General features: G+C 69.6%; 19 protein-coding genes, 1 other RNA gene and 2 pseudogenes. 9 read left to right on the top strand and 13 right to left on the bottom strand.

Going from position 1 to position 24,989, the window contains the following annotated elements; all coding sequences use genetic code 11:
* Positions 1-108 precede the first annotated feature (108 nt).
* Together AC07F0_RS17225 and AC07F0_RS17220 are read right to left on the bottom strand one after the other, a co-directional pair.
* Positions 109-1,206 (bottom strand): RNA polymerase sigma factor, encoded by a 1,098-nt coding sequence (locus AC07F0_RS17225; protein ID WP_478979693.1) that lies wholly within the window; start codon positions 1,204-1,206, stop codon positions 109-111.
* 56 nt (positions 1,207-1,262) lie between these two features.
* The gene (locus AC07F0_RS17220; protein WP_478979920.1) at positions 1,263-2,282 is read right to left on the bottom strand and encodes a lytic transglycosylase domain-containing protein; all 1,020 of its coding nucleotides are present in this window, start codon (positions 2,280-2,282) and stop codon (positions 1,263-1,265) included.
* 548 nt (positions 2,283-2,830) lie between these two features.
* Here AC07F0_RS17220 and AC07F0_RS17215 point away from each other — a divergent pair.
* Positions 2,831-2,959: a DUF6408 family protein gene (locus AC07F0_RS17215; RefSeq protein WP_307174844.1), complete on the top strand. Its 129-nt coding sequence runs from the start codon at positions 2,831-2,833 to the stop codon at positions 2,957-2,959.
* 55 nt (positions 2,960-3,014) lie between these two features.
* On the opposite strand, the gene AC07F0_RS17210 is transcribed toward AC07F0_RS17215, so the two are convergent.
* From AC07F0_RS17210 to AC07F0_RS17195, 4 genes are all read right to left on the bottom strand, one after another.
* Positions 3,015-5,129 (bottom strand): DUF2075 domain-containing protein, encoded by a 2,115-nt coding sequence (locus AC07F0_RS17210; RefSeq protein ID WP_478979691.1) that lies wholly within the window; start codon positions 5,127-5,129, stop codon positions 3,015-3,017.
* A 267-nt stretch (positions 5,130-5,396) separates the two neighbouring features.
* On the bottom strand, positions 5,397-7,286 hold the full coding sequence (locus AC07F0_RS17205; protein ID WP_478979689.1) for a DNA/RNA helicase domain-containing protein: 1,890 nt from the start codon (positions 7,284-7,286) through the stop codon (positions 5,397-5,399).
* Positions 7,287-8,435: 1,149 nt separating this feature from the next.
* Complete coding sequence (locus AC07F0_RS17200) at positions 8,436-9,083, bottom strand: response regulator (protein WP_478979687.1); 648 nt, start codon at positions 9,081-9,083, stop codon at positions 8,436-8,438.
* Positions 9,080-10,303: a sensor histidine kinase gene (locus tag AC07F0_RS17195; RefSeq protein WP_478979686.1), complete on the bottom strand. Its 1,224-nt coding sequence runs from the start codon at positions 10,301-10,303 to the stop codon at positions 9,080-9,082. Before AC07F0_RS17195 ends, AC07F0_RS17200 begins: the two co-directional genes overlap by 4 nt.
* 177 nt (positions 10,304-10,480) lie before the next feature.
* Between AC07F0_RS17195 and lgt the strand changes: the two genes are divergently transcribed.
* From lgt to AC07F0_RS17180, 3 genes are all read left to right on the top strand, one after another.
* A complete protein-coding gene (lgt, locus tag AC07F0_RS17190) occupies positions 10,481-11,347 on the top strand; it encodes a prolipoprotein diacylglyceryl transferase (protein WP_478979684.1) in 867 nt (288 codons plus the stop codon).
* A gap of 31 nt (positions 11,348-11,378) precedes the next feature.
* Positions 11,379-11,801 (top strand): DUF6069 family protein, encoded by a 423-nt coding sequence (locus AC07F0_RS17185; protein ID WP_478979682.1) that lies wholly within the window; start codon positions 11,379-11,381, stop codon positions 11,799-11,801.
* A gap of 258 nt (positions 11,802-12,059) precedes the next feature.
* Positions 12,060-12,809: a dienelactone hydrolase family protein gene (locus AC07F0_RS17180; RefSeq protein ID WP_478979680.1), complete on the top strand. Its 750-nt coding sequence runs from the start codon at positions 12,060-12,062 to the stop codon at positions 12,807-12,809.
* A 422-nt stretch (positions 12,810-13,231) separates the two neighbouring features.
* On the opposite strand, the gene AC07F0_RS17175 is transcribed toward AC07F0_RS17180, so the two are convergent.
* The 3 genes from AC07F0_RS17175 to AC07F0_RS17165 form a co-directional block, all read right to left on the bottom strand.
* On the bottom strand, positions 13,232-16,438 hold the full coding sequence (locus tag AC07F0_RS17175) for a glycosyl hydrolase family 95 catalytic domain-containing protein (protein ID WP_478979678.1): 3,207 nt from the start codon (positions 16,436-16,438) through the stop codon (positions 13,232-13,234).
* Positions 16,439-16,876: 438 nt separating this feature from the next.
* Positions 16,877-17,023 carry a zinc-binding dehydrogenase gene (locus AC07F0_RS17170; protein WP_478979676.1) on the bottom strand — a complete coding sequence of 49 codons (147 nt, stop codon included), beginning with the start codon at positions 17,021-17,023 and terminating at the stop codon, positions 16,877-16,879.
* Positions 17,024-17,227: 204 nt separating this feature from the next.
* Entirely contained in the window at positions 17,228-17,926 is a 699-nt protein-coding gene (locus AC07F0_RS17165) for a TetR/AcrR family transcriptional regulator (RefSeq protein ID WP_478979674.1), read from the bottom strand.
* Between the two features lie 143 nt (positions 17,927-18,069).
* Here AC07F0_RS17165 and AC07F0_RS17160 point away from each other — a divergent pair, with 143 nt between their 5' ends.
* From AC07F0_RS17160 to AC07F0_RS17140, 5 genes and pseudogenes are all read left to right on the top strand, one after another.
* Entirely contained in the window at positions 18,070-19,005 is a 936-nt protein-coding gene (locus AC07F0_RS17160; RefSeq protein ID WP_478979672.1) for an NADP-dependent oxidoreductase, read from the top strand.
* 43 nt (positions 19,006-19,048) lie between these two features.
* A complete protein-coding gene (locus tag AC07F0_RS17155) occupies positions 19,049-19,723 on the top strand; it encodes an SDR family NAD(P)-dependent oxidoreductase (protein ID WP_478979670.1) in 675 nt (224 codons plus the stop codon).
* Between the two features lie 100 nt (positions 19,724-19,823).
* Positions 19,824-20,195 carry a DoxX family protein gene (locus AC07F0_RS17150; RefSeq protein WP_141573698.1) on the top strand — a complete coding sequence of 124 codons (372 nt, stop codon included), beginning with the start codon at positions 19,824-19,826 and terminating at the stop codon, positions 20,193-20,195.
* 95 nt (positions 20,196-20,290) lie between these two features.
* Positions 20,291-21,349, top strand: a complete 1,059-nt coding sequence (locus tag AC07F0_RS17145; RefSeq protein WP_478979668.1) for an LLM class flavin-dependent oxidoreductase — start codon at positions 20,291-20,293, stop codon at positions 21,347-21,349.
* Positions 21,350-21,725: 376 nt separating this feature from the next.
* A pseudogene (locus tag AC07F0_RS17140) lies at positions 21,726-22,029 on the top strand (IS630 family transposase); the annotation flags it as partial.
* Between the two features lie 149 nt (positions 22,030-22,178).
* On the opposite strand, the gene rnpB reads toward AC07F0_RS17140, so the two are convergent.
* The 4 genes and pseudogenes from rnpB to AC07F0_RS17120 form a co-directional block, all read right to left on the bottom strand.
* Positions 22,179-22,590: RNase P RNA component class A (gene rnpB / locus AC07F0_RS17135), an RNA gene on the bottom strand.
* A gap of 115 nt (positions 22,591-22,705) precedes the next feature.
* Positions 22,706-23,422: pseudogene (locus tag AC07F0_RS17130) on the bottom strand (DMT family transporter); the annotation flags it as partial.
* Positions 23,423-23,504: 82 nt separating this feature from the next.
* Positions 23,505-24,344 carry an AraC family transcriptional regulator gene (locus AC07F0_RS17125; protein ID WP_478979667.1) on the bottom strand — a complete coding sequence of 280 codons (840 nt, stop codon included), beginning with the start codon at positions 24,342-24,344 and terminating at the stop codon, positions 23,505-23,507.
* Positions 24,345-24,373: 29 nt separating this feature from the next.
* On the bottom strand, positions 24,374-24,952 hold the full coding sequence (locus AC07F0_RS17120; RefSeq protein WP_478979665.1) for a Uma2 family endonuclease: 579 nt from the start codon (positions 24,950-24,952) through the stop codon (positions 24,374-24,376).
* Positions 24,953-24,989 lie beyond the last annotated feature (37 nt).

The following is a 24,989-nucleotide window of genomic DNA, read 5'->3' as shown; positions in this document are numbered from 1 at the left end:
GATATACCGGGCGGGATTCCCGGCGGGACGCCCGGCGACACTCCCGGCGGGATACCGGACGGGTTCCCGGCGGGACGCCGGGCCGGACGCCGGGCGGGTTTCCGGGCGCTACGGAAGCGGGCTCGGCGTGGGCACGGGGAGCGAGGCGGACGGTGTGGCGGGGGCTTCCGGAGCCTCCGGAGTTTCCGGGACCGCCGTGCCCGTCGGCACGGCGGAGGGATCCACCGGCAGGTCGGGGACATCAGGTCTCGGGACGTCGGGCACCTGCGGGACCTCCGGCGCGGACAGGACGGGCAGCGGTGACACCGGGACCTCCGGAACGTCCGGAACGTCCGGGACCGCCGGCAGCGACGGCACGGACAGCGGGAGGAACGATTCGCCGGAGGGGGACACGGCCGCTCCGCGCTCGGCTGCCGCAGCTGTGGGGCCCTTCCCTCGCGGCGTACGATCCCCGCCACCGCCCCCCGGCCGAACCGCCTCCGCACCCGGCGAGGCGACCGCGGTCCGAGGCGCCGCACCACCCTCACCCCCGCCTCCACCGCCGTCGAGGGTGTACGGCAGCACGAACCCCGCCACCGCCAGGGACGCCGCCGTCGAGGCGACCGCCACGGCCTGTCCCCTGCCGACTCCGCGCGGCCGCCCCCAGCCGATCAGGAACAGCGCGAACCCGAGGGTGGCGGCCAGCGACTGCCGCAGCGTCCGCCGGGCGCGGGCCAGCAGCGACTCGACGGTCCGGTAGCTCAGCCCCATCTTGACGGCGACCTGGCCGACGTCCAGGTCCTCCGACTTCAGCCGCAGCGCCTCGGCCTGCCGGGCGGGCAGCTCACCACTGCGCACCGCCAGCCACTTCGCCTCGGCCCGGTCGCAGACGGCCTCCTCGACGGGCACCGGGCCGGGGGCGATGAGCGTCGGGCTGGTACGCACCTCGGCCTCGCGGTTCACCTGCCGGTAGCGGTCGACGCACAGCCGCATCGTCACCGTCGTCAGCCAGGCCGCGAGGCGTTCCTCGTCCAGGTCGGGCCGCTCGGCGGCGCGCAGCATCGCCTCGTGCACCGCGTCCTCGGCGTCCTCGGCGCTCATCGACCTGCGCCGGGCCACCTTGAGCAGGTGCTCACGGTGGCTCCACATGCGCCGCCACCGCTCGTCGGCCGCGGTCACCACTGCAGGTGTCTCTGCGGGCATGTCCGCAGGCATGTCCGTCGCCATGAGGGCCCCTTCGCGCTCGCCCACCGGCCTCGTGCTGTCCGGCGGGTGGGGCGACATTACCGCCGAGTATCGGCGGTTGTGGAGGGGTCGGCGGTCATCGAGTCCGCGTTGTTACTGGTCAGTGGGGCGGGGCTGGGCAGCAGGTCGTCGCCGGGGAGCTCGATGTCCGGGTCGGGGACGGGGAGTTGCGGCTCCTCCGTCTCCGGGGGCTCGGTGGCCGGACGGGACGGGGTGGGGGCCGGTGAGGCGGGGGCCGACGACGGGCGGGAGGGGATGGCGGTCGGACGGCCGGACGGGGTGGGTGCGGCTCGTTCCGGCTTCGAGGGCGATCGTGACGGCTCGGGGCGCGCGGAGGAGGACCCGGCGGAGCGGTCCGGCACCACCCGGTGCCCTTCCAGGAAGTACGCGTACCAGGCCCGGACCGTGCGCAGATAGGCCGCCGAGTGGTTGTAGCCCAGGATCGCCCGGTCCAGCTCGGTGGGAACCGAAAGATCCCGCCCGCCCGCACACAGATACCGTCCGGCGGCGAGTGCCGCGTCGAAGACGTTGTTCGGATCCGTACGCCCGTCGCCGTTGCCGTCCGCGCCCCAGCGGGCCCAGGTCGACGGGATGAACTGCATCGGCCCGACCGCGCGGTCGTACGCCGGGTCCCCGTCGTGGGCGCCGCCGTCGGTGTCCCGGATCAGCGCGAAGGCCGTGCCGTCCAGCCGCGGCCCGAGGATCGGCGCCACGGTCGTACCGTCCGACCTGACCCTGCCGCCCCGCGCCTGTCCCGACTCCACCTGCCCGATCGCCGCCAGCAGCTGCCAGCGCAGCCGGCAGCCGGGCGCCTCACGCGCGAGCCGGTCCTCGGCCCGCCGATAGGCGGCGAACACGCTCGCGGGCAGCGCGCCGCCCACCTCCGCTTCCGCCCCGCCGCCCGCGCGCTTCCCGGTCCGCAGCGGCGGAAGCTCGGTGCGGTACGGCGCGTCACCGGACACACTCGGTCCGTCCGCGGCGGGTGCCTGACCGCGCACCGGTGCGGCTGCCCGCGCCGGCACCGCCCCCGGCGCCTGCGACGCGGTGAGCGCCGCCATCGCCACCACTGCGGCCGCCGCACCTCTGAGACGCCTGCCCCTGTGCCCTGCCACGTCCTGCTCCCCTCCCTGTGAGCTGTCTGTCGTCTGCTCTACGGGGGAGGGGGGTGGGTCCGTCGCGGGGCGCGTCGCTTTTGCTGATGCCGATGCTCTTCAGGGCCTCCGCGATCTCGCGGGAGCTGATCGCGGTGACGCGGTGACGCGGCGCCGCTCGTCGCGCGGCGGCTGCTTGAGCATCTCGACCAGCTCATCGACGGTGTACACGCCGTTCCAGTCATGGGCGGGCAGCCGTACTCGGAGGCGACGGCAACGGCGACGGCGACAGCGACGGCGATCACGGTGGCCGAAATTGGCTACCGACATTTTGGTGCTGCACTAGGTTGTTTCCCGCTGCGCACCTTCCCGGAGGGTACGTCGGCGGCGTTCAGGCGCCGGTCCTCGGCTGTGACTGACGAGTGGTTTCCACCGCGTGCCGCACGTGGTGTGAGTGCGGATGCCCGGTAGGGCCGTCCCTGCCATTCCCAGCTCACGCCAAGGAGTGGTTACCCATGAACCCTGTTGAGTACAAGCCTGCACGTCGTAACCGGCTTCGCGAGATTCTGGTCGACGTCGCCGTAGGTGTCGTCGCCAATCTCGTGGTGGCGGCCCTGACCGCGGCAGCGCGCCTGGTCCTCTGACCAGACATGTGGCGGGCCCGGAGAGCCCGCCACTCCGCGTCAGTGCCGGCACCCGTCAGAACAGACGCAGATCGGATCCCTCCGAGCCCGGCGTGTTCCGGTTCCTGCGGCGGCGCTTTCCTCTCCGGGGCCGGGGCATGTGCGGTACGCGCGCTTCCCTCGGCAGGTTCTCCCAGGTGGGGCGCAGTCCGTGGATCTGGACCTCGCCAACGAGTTCCTTCAGGTAGGTCCGGGTCTCCTCGTCCGTGGAGTAGAGCACCGTCGCACGGCTCGCCCGAGTCATCAGCACGTGGTAGGCATGCCGGACCAGTCGGGCGAATTCCCCGTCGTCCACACTGCCGGCCTTCACCTTCGGGTCGAACGACCCCGGCGTGGCGACGCGCTTGATACCCGTTTCCGGCTCCTCATGCTCCTTGCCCCGCTGGAACACCCACTGGCCGTCGCGGCGCACCATGTCCTCACCCATGATCACACCGCACCAGTCCCATTCGAGACCCTGCGCCGTATACACACAGCCGATCTGGTCGAGACCGTTCTTGTGCACCGACCAGATCTTCGACGGTGGCGCGTCGTTCTCGCAGAAGCTGTCGCTGTCCGCGTTCCACGGCCTGTGCCAGTCGCCGATGCGGACGTCGGCTTCCAGTCGCTTCCCCTCGCCGAGAGGCTTCGTCCAGGGCCAGCAGTAGCCAGCGACCATGCGCGCGGACGCGCCGGCCAGGGCTTCGCTGCGGATGATGCGTTCGAGTTCATGCGGGGTGTCCGCCACCTCCACGTGCATCAGTCCGTCCGGTGTCCACTGCCCCGGTGCGTCGTCCGTCACCCCGAGCACGGCGCGCACCCAGCGGATGTAGGCGTCGCTGCCACCACACCGGAACTGCTCCCGAAGGCCGTAGCGCACGAGTCGGGCGTTGCGTCGCCTGGCCGCGTCCTCGATCAGGCCGACGGTGCCGACGTCGTTCGGTCGCACGGACTGCCCCTCGTCCAGGGAGAAAACCGTCAGCCGGGACGCATCGAGCAACTCGTCCACCTGGGGCTGGGTGCCCTGCTGCTCGGGCTTCCAGAAACGGTTCGTCGAACGGTCCCGGATACGGTGCGCCTCGTCGCAAATCAGCACGTCCAGAGGCGGATCCGGCGGGGTGTCGAAGCTGCTGAAGTAGGTGAAGGTCTCGCGGAACTCCCGGTCTCCGTAGCCGACATGTTCCTGAATGGCGCCATTGAAGGCCCGGCTGCCGCTGGCGTACTTGACTGTCCGGCCTCGAGCTTCCAACTCCGCCTTGATCTGCAGTCCGATGGCGCTCTTGCCGGTCCCGGCGCCACCTGTCACCAGGAAGACCACGCGCCGCTCGTCGGGGACGAGGGCTGGATTCAAGGGGTCGGGGAGGACCTTGGAGGCCGTGTCCAAGATCTGGTCGGCGACCTCCTTCTGCCGCCCGCGCAGGGTGAACACGGTGTCCTCTCCGCGCGACCAGATCATGGCGTCGAGCAAGGGCGTGTTGCGTAGCCCCATGCTCCGCATGAGTACTTCGGCCGCAGAGGCGCCACCTTCCTCGGCGAAGTTCTCGCGGAGGTCGGACAACAGCTTCTCTCGCCCGTCATTGGTGTACACACGGGCGTAGGAGCCGGTCGGCATGTCGATGTCGATCAGGGGCCGTACGGACTCGTCCGTGGCGTTGTGCAGGTAGGCGAAGCCGCCGCATTCGAAGTCGAGTCCGCTCAGCGGCCCGCCGGTGCCCGTAAAAGCCTCGTAGTACTCGCGCAACTGCAGTGCCGGGTGCTTCTTCCTGCCCATCCCCGGTACGTGCACGAGATCAGCGGTCGCCTGCTCCACCCTGGTCACCATCGACCAGCGCTTCAGTTCGACGAGTTGCACGGACAACTGACGCCGGTGCGGATGATGGCCCACGAGAACGACATCGATGAGCCGGGGGCCGTCCGGGCGGTCAGTCTCGCTGAGGGTGGCAGCACACTCGACGATCATCTCCACGTTCCCGCGACCGGCGGCGACCAGGTCGCTGGCGAGGCTCACCAGGCTCTCCGCCCAAGCGAAACGCTCCGTCAGCGACGCATCCGCTCCCCGGAAATGCCGCCACCTGGCGGCTAGATGCGGCACCATGCGGCGTCTTGAGTTCAAGGTGAGCAGATCCTGCGCCGCCAGCTTCAGCAGGAGCATGGACACGAGGTGGTTCCCCCAGGGCACGAATGACTCGTGCGGATGGGGGCGTGTCCTCGTAAGGAAGCCCGTCGGGCCGCAATTGGTACCGATGATCTTAAGGAAGCGGTGGCCTACAGGGGGAGCGACAGAGCGGCTGTCGGCCCGAACCGCAAGAATCGTGGCCGGATCACGCTGTCAGTGCCGTGGCACGACATCGCGAAAGAGGCAGAGAGGATGGGCTATTCCGTTCCGCCTGCCGCTCCCGCCGGGCTTCCCGCTGCCCCGTCAGACCGTGGCGGGTTCCCGGTCCCGGTGTCCGCCCGCCAGCTCCCGCAGCTTCTCCCGTGTCTCCGGGTCCGTCGAATACACGATCGTGCCGACCATGCCCCGGGTCAGCAGCACCTTGTATGTGTTACGGATCAGGCGGTCCACGTCCGTGTCGGGCGTGGACTTCTTGAAGACCGGGTCCTTCGACGCCATGCGGTCCGTGATCCAGCGGTCGCCGCGCCAGACCAGGTCGGGACCGATGATGACGCCGGACCAGTCGTACTCGAAGCCCTGCGCGGTGTAGACGCAGCCGACCTGTCCGAAGCCCGCCGGGTCGGTGGCCCAGAGCGCGGCCGGGGGCGCGCCGGAGACGGAGCGGTCGCCGCGCAGGTTCCACGGGCGAGCCCAGTCGCCGATGACGACATCGGTCGCGAGCGGCTCGCCTGGCTTGGGTTCCGGGGACCAGCGCCAGCAGTAACCTGCGGACATACGGGCACCGTAGCCCTGGGACCGACGGGCTTCGAGGAAGGCCTCCATCTCCTGCGGGCTGTCGGCCACCAACAACTGCATGCGGTCGTCGGGCTCCCAGACGACCGGCCCGCCCGGCTCCAAACCGAGGAGGCGTACCACCCAGCGCAGGTAGGCGTCACTGCCACCGCAGCGGAACTGGCTGTCGAGCGGGACGACGTGGCATGGGATGCCCCGCTTCGCTGCAACCGCCTTGATCTCCGCCACGGTGCCCATCTCGCCGGGGCGCACGACCTGATGCTCGTCGAGGAAGAACACCGGCACGTAGGCGACGTCGATGAGCTCGTCGATCTGTGCCCTGCCAGTGCGGAGTGCTGCACGGGTGTAGCGGTTGGCCGAGGTCTCCCGGATGCGGTGCGCCTCGTCGCAGATCAGCGCACCCAAACTGTTCTTCTCAGCGGTCATGAAACTGTTGAAGTACTTGAACAGGTCTTGGACTTCCCGCTTGCGGGCTCCGGCGACTTTCCTCATTGTCTTCGTGAACGACTGCGATCCGGTCGCGTGCAACGTGGGAACTCCGCGGCGGTACAGGTCACCGAGCAGTTGGAGCGCGATCACGCTCTTACCGGTACCGGGCCCGCCCGTGACGATGACGACCTCTTTGCGGTCGGCCTGCTTCGCCTTCTCCACCGCGTTGAGCACCATGCGGTACGCCACCTGCTGCTCGTCGAGGAGGATGAACTGCTGGCGTTCGCGCACCTCCTCGGCGGCCACGGACATCAATTGCTTCGACGGCACGGTGGCTCCCGCCCGCAGTTGGTCCGCCGCCTGGGCCCCCGAGTGTTCGTCGCTCAGCCTCGTACGGAGATGGTCGAGGAAGGCGCCCCGCCGTTCCGCGGTGAAGAGCAGTCCGTGGCCATCGCGCTCGATCTCCCGCAGCCCGGTCACGCCGAACTCGGTGGCGTTGTGCAGATATGCCGCTCCGGCCACCCGATGCCGGTGTTCGGCTATCGCCCCGTTGAAGTTGACGAGGTATTCGCAGTAGCGGCGCACCTGCTCGATGGGGTTGAGGACCGGGTGGGCATAGGCGTCGACGTGGCACAGGGTGGGGTCGTCCTCGTGGGGCAGTGCCTGGCTCCACTGCTTCAGCTCCACCACGACGTAGGACGGCTCTCCCGTGACCGGGTGTACTCCGGCGAGGACGACGTCGACGCGCTTGCTGTTCAGCGGGAGCGAGTACTCCAGCATGACCTCCACGTCGGCCAGGCCGGCGTCGTTGAGGGCGGCGGCCAGGACGGGGATGCTGCGCTCCCAGGAACGCACCTCCGAGGCGCCGGGCCGATAGCCGTGCATGTGGACGAAGTTGTCGGTGAGGTGCAGGAACAGCGAACCGTCGAGTGCCATGACGGCGACCGTTTTCGCGGACGCGCGGAACAGCAAGAACTTCCCCCAGGCAGCACGAAGAGACTCGTGCGGGTGGGGGCATGTCCTTCGAGACTCCACCGAGGTGGAGCGGAAGCCCGTCGGGCCGCGTTGACGATGGGTTTGAGGGTACCTGGCCGTACTGACGGTCGTACCGGTGGTCATAGTGGCAGCAGCGAATGGCGTGTCCGATCTCCCCTATCCAGGTCCGGATACCGGAGTACTCCCGGCGAATGCGGCCGTGTCAGGGTCTAAACGCCGCAACGGAGCCTGTCGACGCAACGGCGACCAGGCCCCGCCACTCGGAGGCCCTCCGGGCGAGATGAGGAGGGCCATGGCAAAGAATCAGAAACCCTCGGCGGGAATCAGGCCGCCCTCCGACTCGATCAAGTCTTCCGCGGCGAGCAACGCGTCGATGGCGCCGGTCAGCGCGTCCCGGATATCGGCGCCGAGCCGCGCCCCCGCTCGAAGTGCCCGGCGAGTGCCTCTCTCTGACGGCTCCAGTCGCCGGCGCGAGCCGCGATCGGGCCGCGTGATCCCGTCGAGCCAAGACCAACCCCACCGCCAGCGGCTCCAGCACCATGCTCTGACGGCTGCCGCGAACGGCCAGCGCAGAGACCTTGCCCGCTAAATCTGCGCCAAGGAACTTTTCAGGGCATCCAGCACTGCCCGAGGGACTTCCGCCGCGTGACGCGGCAAGCCCCGAAAGATCGAAACGGACTTTTGTCCCAGATCAGATGCCCTTTCCAAGGCAAGCCGCCGACAGCGGCAGACGAGTCGGGCTGTACGCCGGGTATTCCTGGAGCACCTTTCTGACCTGCGGCTTTGCGGGATAGGACCGGCTGTGACCTGCTAGGACGGGTTGCAGAGGCGACCGGAGGCAGTCAGAGGAAACCGCTGTGATTCGACCCCGGTTCGACCCGAGCTGCTCGGAGCCAGTCAGAGGCAATCGCCCTCTGTCTGGCTTGCACCGATTGGAGGTCGGTTCCGGGCACCACCCGTGGTTTCAGCGGGCCTGGGTGGCGTCCACGTCCTTGCGAGACGACCCCACAGTGCCACACCACACCCTTGTGGGGTGCTTCGTGTTCCCGGGCGGCGCGACGCCGCGATCTCCTCGGCCTCTCTCCCACCGGACTGCCCCAGGCCCCTGTGCCTTCGGCAAGGCCTTCAGTCCATGCGGATGATTCCCCTGCCCAGTGCGGCGGTGACGGCGGCGGTCCGGTCGCGGACGTCGAGCTTGGCGTAGATGTGCAGCAGATGGGTCTTGACAGTGGCCTCCGACAGGCGCAGGGCGCGGGCGATCTGTTTGTTGCTCTGCCCCCGGGCCACGGCGGACAGGACTTCGAGCTCCCTGCCGGACAAGCCGGCGCCCCGTTCGCCGCGCATATGGGCGAGGACCTTGGCGGCCACTGTGGGCGACAGTGCCGCGCCTCCCCGAGCCGCGGTCCGAACGGCCTCGCAGAGCTCGTGTCGTCCGGTGTCCTTGAGCAGGTAGCCGACTGCGCCGGCGTCGACGGCGGCAGTGATGTCGGCGTCCGTGTCGTAGGTGGTCAGGACGAGTACCCGCACCTCGGGGTGGGCGGCACGGATGGCGGCGGTCGCGGTCGTGCCGTCCATGCCGGGCATCTGCAGGTCCATCAGCACGACGTCGGGTGCGAGTGAGGCGGTCTGGCGCAGTGCCTCGGCGCCGGTGGCGGCTTCGCCGACGACCGTGAGATCGGGCTGGGTGGAGAGCATGGCGGCAAGCCCGTCACGGACCACGGGGTGGTCGTCGGCGAGGAGGACTCGGATCGTGGGAACGGCCGACGTCCTCATGACGCCGGGGCCATCCGCTCGGTGCCCGACACGGCTGAGGGGTCGGAGGCGGAAGGCTCGACCGGGAGTGGCACCGTGACGGCGACGGTCGTGCCCTCGCCGGGGGAGCTTTCGACCGCGAACGTACCGTGCAAAGCGGCAATGCGCTCCCGCATGGTGATCAGGCCAACGCCCGTATACCGGGCAGCGGGTGCGAACCCGGTGCCGTCGTCCTGGATGTCGATCGCCAGGACGTCGCCGAGGTACGACAGCGTGACCGAGACGCTCATCGCGCGGGCGTGCCGCCGGGCGTTGGTCAGTGCCTCCTGCACGACCCGCAGCAACTCGCCCTCGGTACTGGGAGGCAGGGCGACCGGTCGGCCGGTCACCACCGTGTAGGCCTCGGTGCCGGTCTCCTCCGCGAGCCGGGCGGTGAGTTCACGGACAGCGTCCGCCAGGTGCGTGCGGTCCAGTGGCGCCGGGCGAAGAGCGTGCACGAGGCGGCGGCTCTCTGCGAGGTTGTCCCGGGCCGTGCGCATGGCCTGCTCGACGCGGCGGGCCGCAGGGGAGTCGGGTGGCAGGTCGTCGCGTGCGGCGTCCAGCAGCATGGCGATGGAGGCGAACCCCTGGGTGAGCGTGTCGTGGACCTCGCGGGCCAGGCGCTGGCGTTCGGCCAGGGTGCCCGCCTGACGTTCCGCTGCCGCGCGTTCGGCCTGGGTGGCGGTGAGCTCGTCGAGGAGCCGCTGCCGCTTGTGACTCTCGTGATCGAGGGTCGCGACGTAGCAGGTGATCGTGACCGCCACGGCGGTACCGAGTACGCATCCCGTGAGCGCCCGCACGTCGACGGAGCCGTCCGTGGTCAGGCTCTGCCACGACCAGCCGGCGCCCAGCACCAGCACCCCGCCGGCCGACCACCAGGCCCGCCGCAGCCAGTACGGGCTCAGCACCGCCACGGCGACCGGGAGGAACGCGGGGTCCACCGTGGCCATGACCGCCCACCCGGACAAGGCCCCGACGAGGTAGGGCAGCGGCGGGCGGTCGGCGCCACCGCGCAGCACGATCCAGTACGCATACCAAAGGGCGAGCCCCACTGCCGGGCCGATCCGCGACAGCGCGGCGCCGGTCGTCATGTTCGCCCCGGCCAGCGCACCCGGCACGGACAGGGCGAGCACGGTGACGAAGAAGGCGTGCTGCCCCATGGTCTTCCACCGCTGCCGGTCCCACGCCTGTTGCAGTGCCATGGCCCACAGAGTAGGTGCAGCCGCGTAGCGGCAGAATCAGCCGACCAGCGGGGCGGGTCCACCGATCGGTGGACGAAGGGCGCGTCGATCGGTCGATGTGCGGGAGGGGCGCGGGCGGCGACGATCGGCCCGCAGCCGACGGCCTGCTCTTCCACCGCCCCTCGTGAGGAACTACCCGTGACCCTGGCCTTCATTCCCAGCCCGTCCGTCGGTGAGGTCCACCTGGGGCCGCTGCCGCTGCGCGGTTACTCACTCATGCTGATCCTCGGCATCGCAGCCGCCGTGTGGCTGGGTGGCCGTCGATGGGCCGCACGCGGCGGAGAGAAGACCGTCGTGACGGACGTCGCTCTGTGGGCGGTCCCCTTCGGCGTGGTCGGCGCCCGCCTCTACCACGTGATCACCTCCAGCGAGCCGTACTTCGGCAAGGGTGGTGATCCGGCGAAGGCCCTGTTCATCTGGGACGGCGGTATCGGTATCTGGGGCGCCGTCGCAGGCGGTGCCGTCGGAGCCTGGATCGGCTGCCGCCGTAGCGGCGTTCCGCTGTCCGCGTACGCCGACGCCGTCGCTCCCGGCATCGCACTGGGGCAGGCCATCGGCCGCTGGGGCAACTGGTTCAACCAGGAGCTCTACGGGCGGGCCACCGCCCTCCCCTGGGCCCTGGAGATCGACCCCGCGCACCGGCCTGAGGACACCCCGAACCTGGCCACTTATCACCCGGCGTTCCTGTACGAGTCGTTGTGGTGTCTCGGCGTGGTCGCCCTGGTCCTGTGGGCGGATCGCCGTTTCCGTCTCGACCGGGGGCGGGCGTTCGCGCTGTACGCCGCCGCGTACGCCGCAGGTCGCTTCTGGATCGAGTACCTGCGGATGGACGAGGCCCACCACATCCTCGGCCTGCGCCTGAACGACTGGACCGCGCTGCTGGTTTTCGCCGTTGCCGTCCACTACCTCGTGGCTACGACACGGCGCGTGGCCGGCGGGCGTGACGGCGTCGACGTCGGCCGTCTCTCTCAACAAGTGAATGCCACCAGTAGCCCCAAGAACTGACCAATGTCCCTCGCATCCGTTTGGAGTTGCCATGTCCCGTGTCTCCGAGATGCTCCCCTCCCGTCGGGGTCCGATCATGGTGGCGGGAGGTGTGTTCGTCGCCTTCCTGCTGTCCTCTCTGGTGAACGCGTTGATCGCCGTACTGGCGCACGCGCTCGGTGCACCGGACGACTTCGGCCCGTTGGAGCCCTCGTCGTACGTCTTTCTGACCGCGCTGGGAGTGCTGGGAGGATCCGTCGGGTGGACCCTCGTCCGCAGGTTCTCCCCCGATCCCGAACGGCTGCTCCGCCGACTCGTCCCGTCCGTCGTCGTGTTGTCCTTCGTGCCGGACCTTTTCCTGTTCGGCGAGGGCGAGGTGACCGGTGTGGTGGCGCTGCTCCTGATGCACGTCGCGGTCGCGGTGATCGCAGTGCCGACGTACTACAGGGTCATGCCACTGAGCTCGGTTCGGTGACCAGGCGCCAGTCGGCACCTGGGCCCCGCTCGTCGGGCTCACGCGCTCCGTGAACTCGGGAGCCTGTACGTCCCTCGCTTGTCCCGGCGTCCATCTGACGCCAACTCAGTTCCCTCATCGCCTTGTTGCCACTATCCCCCTGGAGCCCACCATGTCCACCCTGGATCCACCATGACTCGGCACAGTTCCTTCCCTTGCCACGAGACCCATCGGCCTCACCCACACCACACCGGCCCATGTCGTCTTCCGGAGGATGCCGTGCCAGATCCCGTTTCCGTCACCCTGACCCACCTCAGCGCCCCGGTCGGCGGTTCCAAGCGGCTGACCGGGCATCTCGTCCGGCCGGACGGACCTGGCCCATGGCCCGGAGTCGTGGTCGCGCACGAGGTCATGGGTGCCAATGACGAGATGCTCCGACAGGCGCGGCGGCTCGCAAGCGCCGGATATCTGACCCTGATGCCCGACCTGTACACGGACGGAGGCGCACGCCGCTGCCTGATACCCACCATGCGGGCCGCGCTGTCCGGCCACGGCCGCGCCTACCAGGACATCGCCGCCGCGAGAACCTACCTCGTCGATGACCCCGACTGCACCGGCGCGGTCGGGATCATCGGCTTCTGCATGGGCGGGTCCTTCGCCCTTATGGCGGCAGGCAGCGGCACCTTCGACGCCGCGTCCGCCAACTACGGCCAGCTCCCCAAGGACATGGACCAGTCCCTGGCCGGCGCCTGCCCCATCGTCGCCAGCTACGGGGGCCGCGATCGACAGCTCAAGGGAGCGGCGGCGAAGCTCGACTCCGCCCTCGACAGGCTCGGCGTCGTACACGACGTGAAGGAGTACCCACAGGCAGGGCACGCCTTCCTCAACGACGAACAATTCGGCCCGCGCCTGTTGCACCCGCTGTACCGTGTCGCCGGGCTCGGACCTGTCCCAGAAGCCTCTGTTGACGCATGGCTACGCATTGAGGCCTTCTTCGACTCCCACCTCAAGCACACAACCAAGGCCTGAAACCACCTCAGGATGTCCCCGAAACCCCGCAGTTCATCAGCGAGATCGTCCACGGGGTCATCAGTCGGTGGCGGACCATGGCTGGTTCGCCGTGGCCGAGGTCGGCAACGACGGCTCTCTGCAACCGCACACCGCGTGACGCCGCGCAGGAACCCGGTCGGCGGCTCGTTCGGTCAACCCGACGAACGTCAGATTCGTCCGACCCGGCCGCTCTGTGGCGGTTGCTTCACGGCATCCTGCTGGCTGATTCCGATCTTGCCAGCAACGAGGTTCCGCACGATTGCCGGACGCGACGTGTCTTGTACCGGTCGGCAGGACGCGGTCGCGAAACCGGCCGTGCCGACGACGGCAAGGGCGCGGGACGATCACGGATCGGTGTTCGCCGTCATGGCCCCGCGGCCGCCGCGGCCGCTTTGCCGCCTTCAGGACTTGACCGGCTTCACCTTCCTGTCGGCGCCGTTCACCCGCACGGTGATGTTCCCCTGGTTCCGTGCCCGGTCGGCCACGATCTTGTAGGACGTGACCTTCCCGTCCCGCCATTCGCAGCTGACCTCGTAGCCGCCGCGGGCGCGCAGCCCGGTGAAGGAACCCTTGGCCTTCCAGGCGTCGGGCAGGGCGGGCAGCAGGTGGATGACGCCGTCGTGGCTCTGCAGGAGCATCTCCGCGACGGCGCCCGTAATGCCGAAGTTGCCGTCCATCTGGAAGGGCGGGTGGTTGCAGAACAGGTTGGGCAGTGTGTTGTAGCTCAGCAGTCCGCGCAGCATGATCTGGGCGCGTTGCCCGTCACCGAGGCGGGCGAAGAGGGCCGCCCGCCAGGGCCACGTCCATGAGCGGCGGCTGTCACCCGACACCGTCGCGGCCGTGAACGGGACGCCTTCCTTCTCGCCGCACCGGGCCTTGAGCGAGACGAGGGCGGCGGCCGCGAAGTCGGGTGTCTTCGGGGTGATCTGGCGGCCCGGGTAGACCGCGAAGAGGTGTGAGGTATGGCGGTGGATGTCGGTGGGGCTGTCGATGTCCTCCTGCCACTCCTGCAGCTGCCCCCACCTGCCGATCTTGTTCGGCGCGAGGCGTGCCTGCATGTCCGCGACCTTGGCCCGGTAGTCGGCATCAGCCTCGAGCGCGGCCTCGCAGTCGAGGTAGTTCTGGAACAGGTCCCAGATGATCTGCTGGTCGTACATGACGCCGTCCTCGCGCGGCCCGTGTTCGGGGGACCAGCCGTTCGGCGCGACGAGGAGTCCGTCCTCACGCTCCTTGAGGTGGTCCTCCCAGAACTCGCAGATCTCCTTGATCATCGGGTACGCGACGGTACGGAGGTACTTCATGTCCTGGGTGAACGCCCAGTGTTCGTACAGGTGTTGTGCGTACCAGGCGCTCGCGACGGTGTTCCACTCCCACGCGTTGCCGCCGAAGATGCTCTGGCTGGTGCGGGCGGTCCAGCCGCGTGTGTCCTTTCCGAAGGCGTTGCGGGTCGCCACTCGGCTGGGCACCACCACCTGCCTGATGAACTCGATGAGTGCTTCGTGGCACTCCGGCAGGTTCGTCGTCTCGGCTCCCCAGTAGTTCATCTGGATGTTGATGTTGGTGTGGTAGTCGGAGGCCCAGGCCGGTGAGTTGCTGTCGTTCCACAGGCCCTGGAGGTTGGCGGGCAGGCCGTTCGGGCGCGAGGAACTGATCAGCAGGTATCGGCCGTAGTGGAACATCGCCTGTTCGAGGGTCGGGTCCTCTCCGCCCGACGCGTAACGCGCCAGCCGGGCGTTGGTGGGCAGGGCGATGACGGCGTCGTCGGAGGTGCCCCAGTCGACGGAGACGCGGTCCATGAGAGCACGTGTCTCGGCGGTGTGCTCCTCGCGCAGTTCCTTGTAGGACCGGGCGGCCACCTTGTCGAGTGTCCGGGTGATGACCGGTTCGGGATCGGTTCCGCGCCACCCGGCGGCGGCGTCGAGCTTGTAGTCGGTGCGGGCGTCGAGCAACAGGGTCAGGCTTGTGCAGCCGCTGAACCGGAGGGCCGGTCCGTCGGCGCGGACGTCGCCGTCGGCGTGCACGACCTGGACGGTGCACGCGTGCTTGAGGCCGTTGCCCATGACACCGCGGAAGGCGATCCGCCGGGCGGCGGCATCGACGGTCGTCGGAGCCCCCTGCTGCCCGGACGTCAAGGAGATCGCTCCGGACAGTCCCCGGTCGCTGTCCGAGGTGTACCGGAAGACCATGACGTCCGCGGACCGGCCGGCGAACGCCTCCCTGAGGACGCGCCGCCCCGGCGCGCCGAAGCGGGTGACATGGATACCGTCGAAGAAGTCCAGGGCGCGCTGGTAGTCGACGAACGTGCGCAGCGTGCGCGTGTCGAATCCCCTGCCTTCCAGGGCGACTTCGGCGATCTGGAAGCCGGTGGACGACTCGCCGGGGGTGAACGTGAGCCGGTAGGTGCGGTAGGCGGTGCTGTTGGTGATCCGGAAGGTCCGGCTCTCACCACGGTCGGCGAAGGGCGCGCCGGGGTTCTGCGTGTCGAGGGTCACCCACGCTCGCCCGTCCTGCGACGCCTCCAGCGTCCATCGCCGGGGATCGTCCTGCGGACGGTCCGGGGCCGCCGTCAGCGTGTACGCGGTGATGGCGACCGCGCGGAGCAGGTCGGCCTGCCAGACGACTGCCGGTGCGCCGTCGTCGACCCGCCAGACCGTGGCGGGATCGCGGTCCACCGAACACGAGATGTCCATGGCCTGGGCCCCGGCCCCGGCCCCGGCACCCGATCCCTCGGAGTGCCCGCTCGGCGACGACAGGTACAGCGCGGCGCCACCGAGGTCGACGCCGGACAGACCGATCTCGGCCACCTGGAAGTGGCTGACCCCTGCCTTGGGGATGAAGTCGAACCGGTAGAAGCGGTACGACCCGCTGGTGGCGCAGGTGAACTCCTTCGTCTGGAAACGGCTCTCGAAGGGCGCCGGAAAAGTGCGGCTGTCCAGGGTGGTCCAGGTGGCGCCGTCGGCGGAACCGGACAGCGTCCACTCCTGCGGGTCGCGCTGCGGCACGTCGTTGGCACTCGTCAGACGGTAGGAGGGGACCGCGACGGGCTCGGGGAGCTCGACCTGCCACTGCACCCTCGAACCGGGCCCGTCGATGCACCACTTGGTGCTCGCGTTGCCGTCGTACGACTTCTCCACGCCCTCCGACGAAGAGGTGCGGTACGGCCCCCCGGGGGCCGTGACCTTCGCCCGTTCGGCGAAGGTGACGACGACGTCGCCGAAGTTCCGGTACGAGCCGAAGCCAGTCATGCTGGTGTCGAACGCGCTGTCGGGCTTGCCCGCGAGCGCGTTGTCGTAGTTGTTGACCCCGCCCCACAGACTCTGCTCGTTGAACTGGATGCGCTCCTGATCGGGGTCGGCGAACAGCATGGCGCCGAGACGGCCGTTGCCGATCGGCAGGGCCTGCGACTGCCAGTCCAGGGCGGGGACCGAGTACTTCAGCGCCTTGCGCGACACGGTCGGCCACCGGACGGCCGCCGATGCGGCGGCGGTGGCGGCGAAGGCCGGCCCCGCAGGGGTGCCGCCGGCCAGCTGAGTGATCAAGGGTGCGAGGGCGAGGGCGCCGCCCAGTTTCAGGACGCTTCTTCGCTGCGGGTGGGATGCATGGGTCACGGCAAGATCTCCCAGCCATGGGTGTTCGACACGAGAGGAAGGGCAACCTCTTCTAGTCCTCCGAGGGGCACGTCATCTTTGCCGCGGTATAGATCGGATGTCTAGAGGGGCTGCAGCACCAACTCGCGTGACTTCCACCGGCAACTCGACAGACCACTCTGAGGTGATGAGAACGAACTTCCCCGCATGTCGACTGCGCCCGGAAGCAGCAGAGGACAGCGAGGAGCTTCACAATACATCGGATGTCAGCCACCTTGACTGACCGTGCCGATGAACGTCAGGCGAGCTCGCGCCCCCCGGGGTTCCCGGTCGCTCAGGTCAAGTTGACGGTCATGGCCGGGGCCGGAGTGCCCGCCCCGGCCGGCACAGCCGGGGAAATCTGGGTGCGCGAGCCCCACCCTCAAAGAACGACTCGTTGACGAGGTGAGCAGGGCCGACTCACTGAGTTGGGTCGACTACGCGCTTGCCTCGGGCGTGGCCGGTCTCGACCGCGCGGTGGGCGTCCTGGACGGCACTCAGCGGGTAGACCTGCTCGACCACCGGGCGCAGTTCGCCGCGGTCCACATACCCGGCCAGGGTCTCCATGTCGTCGCGCCGCACCTTCTAGGACATGAAACGCATCCGGGGGCCGGGCAGCAGCACGGAGAGCAGGGCGAACGGCAGGCCCTTCATGGTCATGGTGACGGCTCGGCCTCCTCTGCGACCATCCGGTGGCACTGACGCGCGGAGCCTCCGTGGCAGTCCACGAGCGCGTCGAACTCCGCTGCCAGGGCGCCGGGACGTGGCCCTTCAGTCCTTCCTCCCTGGTTCCGGCGAGGCGGAGCACGCCTGACTGGCACGGAGCATGGCCTTATAGAGGGCGCGGGGCTCGGGCGAGTCGGGCAGGGGGCCGCGGGCGGGGGCCTGGAAGGACTGGAGCATCAGGGCGACGACGCGTTTCCAGGCGTCGGGAGCGGCGTCGCCGGTGGCGTTGACGACGCCGGCGTTGGCCATGTGCACCAGCACCAGGTCCTCGGGGGTGAAGTCCTCGCGCAGACGTCCTGCGGCCTTGGCGCGGCCGATGAGCTGGACGACGCCCTCGTACGCCTGGTCTCGGCGCTCCTCCAGAGCCTTGGCTGTGGGGAAGGTCATGGTCAGTACGTCGGCGAAGCCGTAATCGGCGGCCTGCATCGCGCAGACGGTTTCGATGAACCCCGCGAGACCGCGCCAGGGATCGGGGTCGTCGAGGGCGACGCCGACCGCGTCGACGTAGGCGTCCATACGGTCGGCGAAGACCGCGGCGACCAGTTCCTCCTTTGTCGGGAATCGCCGGAACAGAGTGGCGATGCCCACGCCCGCCTCGCGGGCCACGGAAGCCATGGAGGCATGCAGGCCGTCACGCCTGAACACCGTGCGCGCGGCGGCGACGATCCGCGCACGGTTGCGCTCGGCATCGCTGCGCAGAGGCTGTGCGGCAGGGTCATCGCTGGAGTGGGCGCCAAGGTTCATGACACTCAGTCTACCGAATCGGAATGCCCTATCCAGTTTCAGTGTTATCGTGGGCACCGCAGAACCGGACAGGCCTTTCCGGATCGCGAAGCGGATACCCGTTTCCGAGTCGAGCGATACCGATGCCAAGGAGTTGATGATCAGTGCGCGCTGTGACATTGGCGCAGGTACCCGGCAGCCCCGAGGTGACCGAGGTGGACGTGCCCCGCCCGGAGGCCGGTGAGGTGCTGGTGAAGGTGGCCGCGTCCTCGGTGAACGGCTTCGATCTGGGCACGGTGGCCGGATACCTGCAGGGCATGATGGAGCACCGCTTCCCGCTGATCCCCGGCAAGGACTTCGCCGGCACCGTCGAGGCGGTCGGTGAGGGTGTCGAGGGTTTCGCGGTCGGCGACGCCGTGTTCGGCGTGGTCACCAAGGCGCACCTGGGCACGGGTTCGATGGCGCAGTACGTCGCCGTTCCCGCTGCCATCGGCATCGCCCACCGGCCCGACGGGGTCTTGGTGCGTGACGCCGGCGCGCTCGGGCTGGCGGGCACCGCCGCCTTCGACGGTCTCGCCCTGCTCGGCCCGCTGGAGGGCAGGACGGTGCTGATCTCCGGTGCCACCGGCGGCGTGGGTGCGATCGCCGTACAGCTGGCCGCTGCCCGGGGCGCGAGGGTGATCGCCACGGCCAAGTCGGGTTCCGAGAGCGGCTTCGTCTCGGCGCTGACCGACGCCGAGGTGACCGTCGTCGACTACACCCAGGACGTGACCGCGCAGGTCCGGGCGATCGCCCCCGACGGCGTGGACGCGGTGCTGCACCTCGCCGGCGACCTGGCCGAGCTCACCGCGCTCACCCGCGACGGCGGCGCCGTCGCCTCCGCCCTCACCGTCCCCGACGCCTCGGAGGACCGCAAGCTGCAGACCGCCATGATCCGGTCCAACCCGACCGCCGACACCCTGTCCACCCTCGCCGGGCAGGTCGCCTCCGGCGCCCTCAAGGTCTCGGTGAACTCCGAGTTCGACCTCGAGCGGGCCCCCGAGGCATTCGCCGCGTTCGGCGCCGGCACCGTCGGCAAGATCGCCATCACCGTCGCCTGACCAGTCCGTATCCCAGACACTTCCCCCACGAAAGGACTTCACCATGCCCAGCATCGCCATCGTCGGAGCCGGCCCCGGCATGGGCCTCGCCATCGCCCGCACCTTCGGCTCGCGCGGCTACGACGTCGCTCTCATCGCCCGCAACCGCGCCAAGCTCGACGACCTCGTCGGCCGGCTCACCGCCGAGGGCATCACGGCCGCCGCGTTCCCGGCGGACGTGCGCGACCACGACGCGCTGACCCAGGCCCTCAAGGACGCCGCCACCCGCTTCGGCGGCATCGACGTCCTGGAGCACTCTCCCGCTCCCAGCATCGACTCCATGACCCTCACCTCCCCGTCCCAGACCAGCCCGTCGGATGTGCAGGGATGGATCGACTTCCTGCTCTGCAGCGCCATCACCGCCACCCAGGCCGTCCTGCCCGCCATGCGTGAGGCCGGCGCGGGCACCCTGCTCTTCACCAACGGCGCCGGCTCGGTCGACCCCATCCCGATGCTCGGCAACGTCAACCCCGCCCAGGCGGCGCTGCGCAACTGGGCGCTCAACCTGCACAAGGAGCTGGCCGGCACCGGTATCCAGGCCGCGCATGTCGCCATCGGCGTGTGGATCGGCGCGGGCGGCCCTCCCGAAATCCCGACCGCCGAGGCCGAGGACATCGCCCCTCTCTACTGGGACCTGCACACCCAGCGCGACGAAGCCGAGCGCGTCTTCACCGGCTGACGCCTCCCAGCTCTCCCCCGTTGAATCCTGATCCGCTCCATCCTCACGCGCCGCGGCGATCCCCGCCGCGGCGCGACCGAAGAAGAAGGTCTCCGCTCGGATGAACGTGTTCCTGTGGATTCTGCAGGGCGTCCTCGCCGCGCTGTTCGCAGCCGCGGGCGTCACCAAGTCCACACAGCCCCGTGAAAAGCTCATGTCCCAGCTGCCGTGGGTCAGTGACGTCTCGACACCCGTGGTGCGTCTGATCGGCGTCGCCGAACTCGCGGGCGGCCTCGGGCTGATCCTGCCGGGTGCTTTCGACATCGCCACCGTGCTCACCCCGCTGGCCGCCACCGGCCTGGCTGTGATCATGGTCCTGGCCATGGGCCTCCACGCCCGCCGCAAGGAGCCGCAGGCCATCGGGTTCAACGCGATCCTGCTCATCGTCGCCGCGGTCATCATGTGGGGCCGGTTCGGGCCCTACTCCTTCTGATCCCCCGGTCCCCCGCCCCTTCACAGCGGCCCGGCCCGCGACCACGCCGGCCGGGCCGCCCCCTCCCAACCCCTGTCCCCCTATCGGAGACGACCGTGGAACTGGGCATCCTCTCCCTGTCCGACCTGCAGACCGACCCCGCCACAGGAAAACCGCACGACCCGGGGCGCCGCACCCGCGAGATCGTCTCCTACGCCATCGCCGCCGACCAGGCCGGCCTGGACGTCTTCGGTCTCGGCGAGCACCACAGCTGGGACTTCGCCGTCGCCAACCCCGCCGTCCCGCTGGCCGCGATCGCCCAGGCCACCAGCCGTACCCGGCTGGCCAGTGCCGTGTCGGTGCTCTCCACCGCCGATCCGGTCCGGCTGCACCAGGACTTCGCCTCCCTCGACCTGATCAGCGACGGCCGCACCGAGATCATCGCCGGGCGCAGTGCGTTCGTCGAGGCGTTCCGCCTGTTCGGCGTGGACCTCGAGGACTACGACGACGTGTTCGCGGAGAAGCTGCGGCTGCTGCTCGCCATCCGTGAGAACCCCGAACACGTCACCTGGCGCGGACGATTCCGCCCGGCCATGGACGGCCTGTCCGTCCAGCCCCCGCCCCAGCAGCCGCAGCTGCCGCTGTGGCTCGGCGTGGGCGGCACCCCGTCCAGCGCGGAACGCGCCGGACGCCTCGGCCTGCCCATGGTGCTCGGCCTCATCGGCGGGGACATCCGACGTGCCCGCCCCCTCGTCGAGCACTACCGCGCGGTCGGCACAGCGGCCGGCCACCCCGCCGACCGGCTGCGGCTCGGCAGATCCGGCCACTTCTACGTCGGCCGCACCTCCCAGGGCGCACGCGACGACGTCTTCCCCTTCTACAAGGAATACGTCCGCCCCAAGCCGCCCACCGGACGCGGCTTTCACATCGGACGCGCCGAGTTCGACGCCGCAGCGGTACCGTTCGGCGCGCTGATGGTCGGCAGTCCCCAGGAGATTATCGACAAGATCCTCGCCGAACGCGACGTACTCGGCATCGACCGTTACATGGGCCAGGTCGACTTCGGCGGTATGCCCGCCGGGATGGTCCACGACTCGATCGAGCTTCTCGCCACCGAGATCGCCCCCGTCATCCGCAGGGAACTCGCCCCGCCGGCCGGACCCGCCGCAGCCTGACCAACAGCTGAACCGGCGTCACGGACGTCGGCGGCCACGATCTTGCGACATGCGCACCCTGTTTGAAAACGACGATCGTCCACCCGGATGGACGGGTCGTCGACTCGCGCGGGGCCGTGACCTCGACGGGGCCTGCGGCAGTGGTCACGGTCCGGGGCCGGTGGTGGCCGTTGCGGACCACCAGGCGGCGCCCGGCCTCGTCCGTCTCGGCGGCCAACTCGGCTAGGTACTCGTGAACGACAAGCGGGTGGACATGGCCACCGGCGACCGACCCGCGCGCCAACGCGGGCCTACTCGGTGACCTTCGGTCGATCACTCGGGAAGGTACGCCCTTCGCGTCCAATCCGAGGCCGATCCCCAGGTCTTGAGCATTGCTCTGGCCTGCTACCGCGCCGGACACCGGCCGCGCTTCTTCTTCAAGCTGCACATCTGGCACGGCCGCCGGGGCGAGCCGAAGGCCAGCCGAGGGAATCTGGTCGCTCCTCAAGCGGCACCCGGCCGACTTCGCCGCGGCAGACCTCGCCCACCTGACCCGCGTGATCAAGCGGAAGCTGAAGAAGCTCCAGTACCGGCCCCACCTGATCGACGGCTGCCTGCCGCCCACCGGCCTGATCATGGACTACGACCTGACCAGGTCATCGGACTCCGTGAGTTCAACCTTAGTAATTCTTGTCCCGTAACTGCTGGTCACTGGATGTGACAATCACGGCGTCGGATCCGTCTTGGATAGCCCCGTTCACGGGGCTGAGCCTGCGTCCCCCACCTTGTTGAGCAGGGAGCGGAACCCCATGCCTCACATGGCCACCTGACCTGCGAAAATAAAGAGCGGCAGACGAGTCGGGCTGTACGCCGGGTTCTGTTCCCGGAGCCCCTCGCGGAGCCCCGGGCGACGGCCATCCATCTAGGGCCGGCGTTGCCACCGGCCTCGTGCGGTCTACCCGCGGACTCGGGCGGGCAGCCCTCGAGCGTCCGCGCAGGGACACCTTCGAAAAGGCGGCCCCTCTTGACCTTGCTCCGGGTGGGGTTTACCTAGCTGCCTGAGTCACCCCAGGCACTGGTGGTCTCTTACACCACCGTTTCACCCTTACCGGGGACCGAGGTCCCCGGCGGTTTGCTTTCTGTGGCACTGTCCCGCGGGTCACCCCGGGTGGCCGTTAGCCACCACCCTGCCCTGTGGAGCCCGGACGTTCCTCGGGGAGCTCCCCGTCAGGGGGACTCCACGCGGCCGTCCGCCCGGCTCGTCTGCCGTGTCGACCATGGTACCCGGCGGATCTCCCGTTTCGGCGCCGCAGCCGTGGCCAGCACCGAGCCCGCCAGGATCAGGGCGAAGGCGACGCCGATGCCGAGGGTCAGTTCCTCGTCCAGGAAGAGGGCGCCCGCGGCGACGGCGACCGCCGGGTTGACGTAGGTGATCACGCCGGCCCGGGTCGGGCCGATCTCCTTGATCAGCTCCAGGAAGGCCACGAACGCGATCGCGGTGCAGACGATGCCGAGGCCGGCGAGCGCGGCCAGGACCTCGGCCGAGGGCATGGTGGCGGGCCGGGTCAGGTAAGCGGCTGGGGCGTAGACGACGGCGGCGAGCGTGAGGCAGGGGGTGATCAGCTGGAGGGTCGGGACGTCCTTGAGATGCCGGGCGGCTATCAGCGGGGCGGTGGCATAGCCGACGACCGTCACCAGCACCTCGGCCAGGGAGCGGGCATCGCCGCCGGTGAGGTGGGGCAGGGTGAGGACGGTGACGCCCGCGAGACCGAGGGCGAGTCCGGCGACACGGCGGGCGCCCACGCGTTCCTCGGCGCCGAAGAAGCGGGCCAGGAGGAGGGCGACGATCGGCACGCCCGCGATGAGGAGTCCGGCGGTGGAGCTGGACAGATGGCGTTCGGCGTCGGTCAGGGTCCACCAGGGGCCGATGATCTCGATGACGGCGAAGGCCAGCATCGGCTTCCAGTGGGTCCGGACGGTACGGCCGAGGCCGCCCTGGCGGAGCGCGAAGGGGAGCAGGAGCGCGGCGCCCAGCGCGCAGCGCGTGAACACCACCATGGACGGGGACACCGCGTCCACCGCCACCTTGATCATCAGGTAGGGGACACCCCAGACCACTCCCATCAGGGAGAACAGGAACCAGCCGCGTGCAGTCATACGGCGAGTTTCGGTCCCCTCACCCCGCCGCGTCTTGAACGCTGTTGCGGTACGCCGCCGGGGTCACGCCCAGCACGCGGCGGAACCAGCGGGTGAGGTGCGCCTGGTCGGCGAAGCCGACGAGTCCGGCGACCTCGGCGGGGCGCAGGCCGGTTTGCAGGAGACCCCGGGCCTTGGCCACGCGGTGCTGGGCGAGCCAGGCGTAGGGCGGTATGCCCATCGTCGTACGGAAGGCGCGCAGCAGCTGGTAGCGGGACAGGCCCAGGTCGGTGGCGAGGTCGGCCAGGGAGGGGGGTTCCAGCAGTTCGTCCGCGAGGCGGTCGCGTACGGCCCTGGCGATGTGGCCGGCGCCGGGGACGGTGTCCTCGCTCGCCCGGGCCGTGGAGTGTCGGCGGGCCAGGGCCGTGAGCAGCCAGGGCAGCCGGGACTCGGCCTCCAGGGGGTCGGGGCAGGCGCTGATGTCGGTGTGGGCGGCGCGCAGGGCGGCGGCCAGTTCCGGGTCGTGCAGGACGGGGTCGGGGAAGTGCGGGAGGCCGCCGAGCGTGCCGTCGGTGAGGAGGGACGGCTCGGCGTACAGGGCCTGGTAGGCGTAGCCCTCGCGGGCGGCCGGACCGCCGGTGTGCACCTCGCCCGGTTCCAGGACGACGATCGAGCCGGGGTAGGAGCGGATCACCCCGCCCCGGTACGCGATCGCCTCCGAGCCGCCGACCGTGACGCCGATGGTGAACTCGTGGTGGGCGTGCGGAGCGTAGACGTGCCGGTCGAAGTGGGCGGTCAGGAGGTCCAGGGGCGGCCCGCCCCGCCCCAGCCGCGCCCTGGCCCAGTGGGCCTGTTCCTGTATGCGCCCCCGTGTGCTCACCTCGTGTTACCTCCCCGCCTCACAGGGGATCAGAGGAAGTCGGTGGTGTCCAGGTCGAAGGCGAAGGGTTCCGGGAGGGTGATGGACCTGCCCAGGGGGCGGGTGCAGTGCTCGCGGTAATCGTCCTTCTCAGGGTCACTGAACAGCGTGATGGAGGAGGCTTCGCGGTCGACCAGCAGGTAGAGGGGGATCCCGCCTCGGGCGTAGCACCGGCGTTTGGCCTCGCGATCGGCCTCCGGCTTGGTGGAGGTCACTTCGAGAACCATGGTGACGCCATCGCAGGGCATCCAGGACTCGGCGCCCCGGTAGAGCCGCAGCTCCCGGGGCGCGAACGTGCCGTCAGGGATCACGCGATCCTTCGGGCAGTTGCCGCCACTCCGCAAGATCAAGCCTTTGGTCCCAGCGAACTGCATCCTGGTCCGGGAACGCGTGTGCACCTGTTCCACGATCAGTCCGATGTAGTCCTCGTGATCCCCGTCCGGCGGCGGCGTCACAACGATCTCCCCCTCGATCAGCTCGGCCCGGAAACCCTCCGGCGTGTCCAGGGCGAGAAAGCCCTCCAGCAGGACCTCTTCCTGCGTGAGCGGCTCATGGGCCATGGCAGTCATGTCACGCCCCTCCTTCGGTCGCTCGCCAGACTGGGAC

The sequence above is a fragment of the Streptomyces sp. NPDC045955 genome (assembly GCF_056430805.1).
The sequence above is the reverse complement of the archived record's forward strand: the minus strand, read 5'-3'. Positions and strand labels throughout refer to the sequence as shown.

What these genes read in the sequence shown, in the direction of transcription:
- AC07F0_RS17225 (WP_478979693.1), bottom strand. Translation starts at nt 1,206, where the DNA reads ATGGCGACGGACATGCCTGCGGACATGCCCGCAGAGACACCTGCAGTG.
- AC07F0_RS17220 (WP_478979920.1), bottom strand. Translation starts at nt 2,282, where the DNA reads ATGGCGGCGCTCACCGCGTCGCAGGCGCCGGGGGCGGTGCCGGCGCGG.
- AC07F0_RS17215 (WP_307174844.1), top strand. Translation starts at nt 2,831, where the DNA reads ATGAACCCTGTTGAGTACAAGCCTGCACGTCGTAACCGGCTTCGCGAG.
- AC07F0_RS17210 (WP_478979691.1), bottom strand. Translation starts at nt 5,129, where the DNA reads ATGCTCCTGCTGAAGCTGGCGGCGCAGGATCTGCTCACCTTGAACTCA.
- AC07F0_RS17200 (WP_478979687.1), bottom strand. Translation starts at nt 9,083, where the DNA reads ATGAGGACGTCGGCCGTTCCCACGATCCGAGTCCTCCTCGCCGACGAC.
- AC07F0_RS17195 (WP_478979686.1), bottom strand. Translation starts at nt 10,303, where the DNA reads ATGGCACTGCAACAGGCGTGGGACCGGCAGCGGTGGAAGACCATGGGG.
- AC07F0_RS17185 (WP_478979682.1), top strand. Translation starts at nt 11,379, where the DNA reads ATGTCCCGTGTCTCCGAGATGCTCCCCTCCCGTCGGGGTCCGATCATG.
- AC07F0_RS17170 (WP_478979676.1), bottom strand. Translation starts at nt 17,023, where the DNA reads ATGGAGACCCTGGCCGGGTATGTGGACCGCGGCGAACTGCGCCCGGTG.
- AC07F0_RS17165 (WP_478979674.1), bottom strand. Translation starts at nt 17,926, where the DNA reads ATGAACCTTGGCGCCCACTCCAGCGATGACCCTGCCGCACAGCCTCTG.
- AC07F0_RS17155 (WP_478979670.1), top strand. Translation starts at nt 19,049, where the DNA reads ATGCCCAGCATCGCCATCGTCGGAGCCGGCCCCGGCATGGGCCTCGCC.
- AC07F0_RS17150 (WP_141573698.1), top strand. Translation starts at nt 19,824, where the DNA reads ATGAACGTGTTCCTGTGGATTCTGCAGGGCGTCCTCGCCGCGCTGTTC.
- AC07F0_RS17120 (WP_478979665.1), bottom strand. Translation starts at nt 24,952, where the DNA reads ATGACTGCCATGGCCCATGAGCCGCTCACGCAGGAAGAGGTCCTGCTG.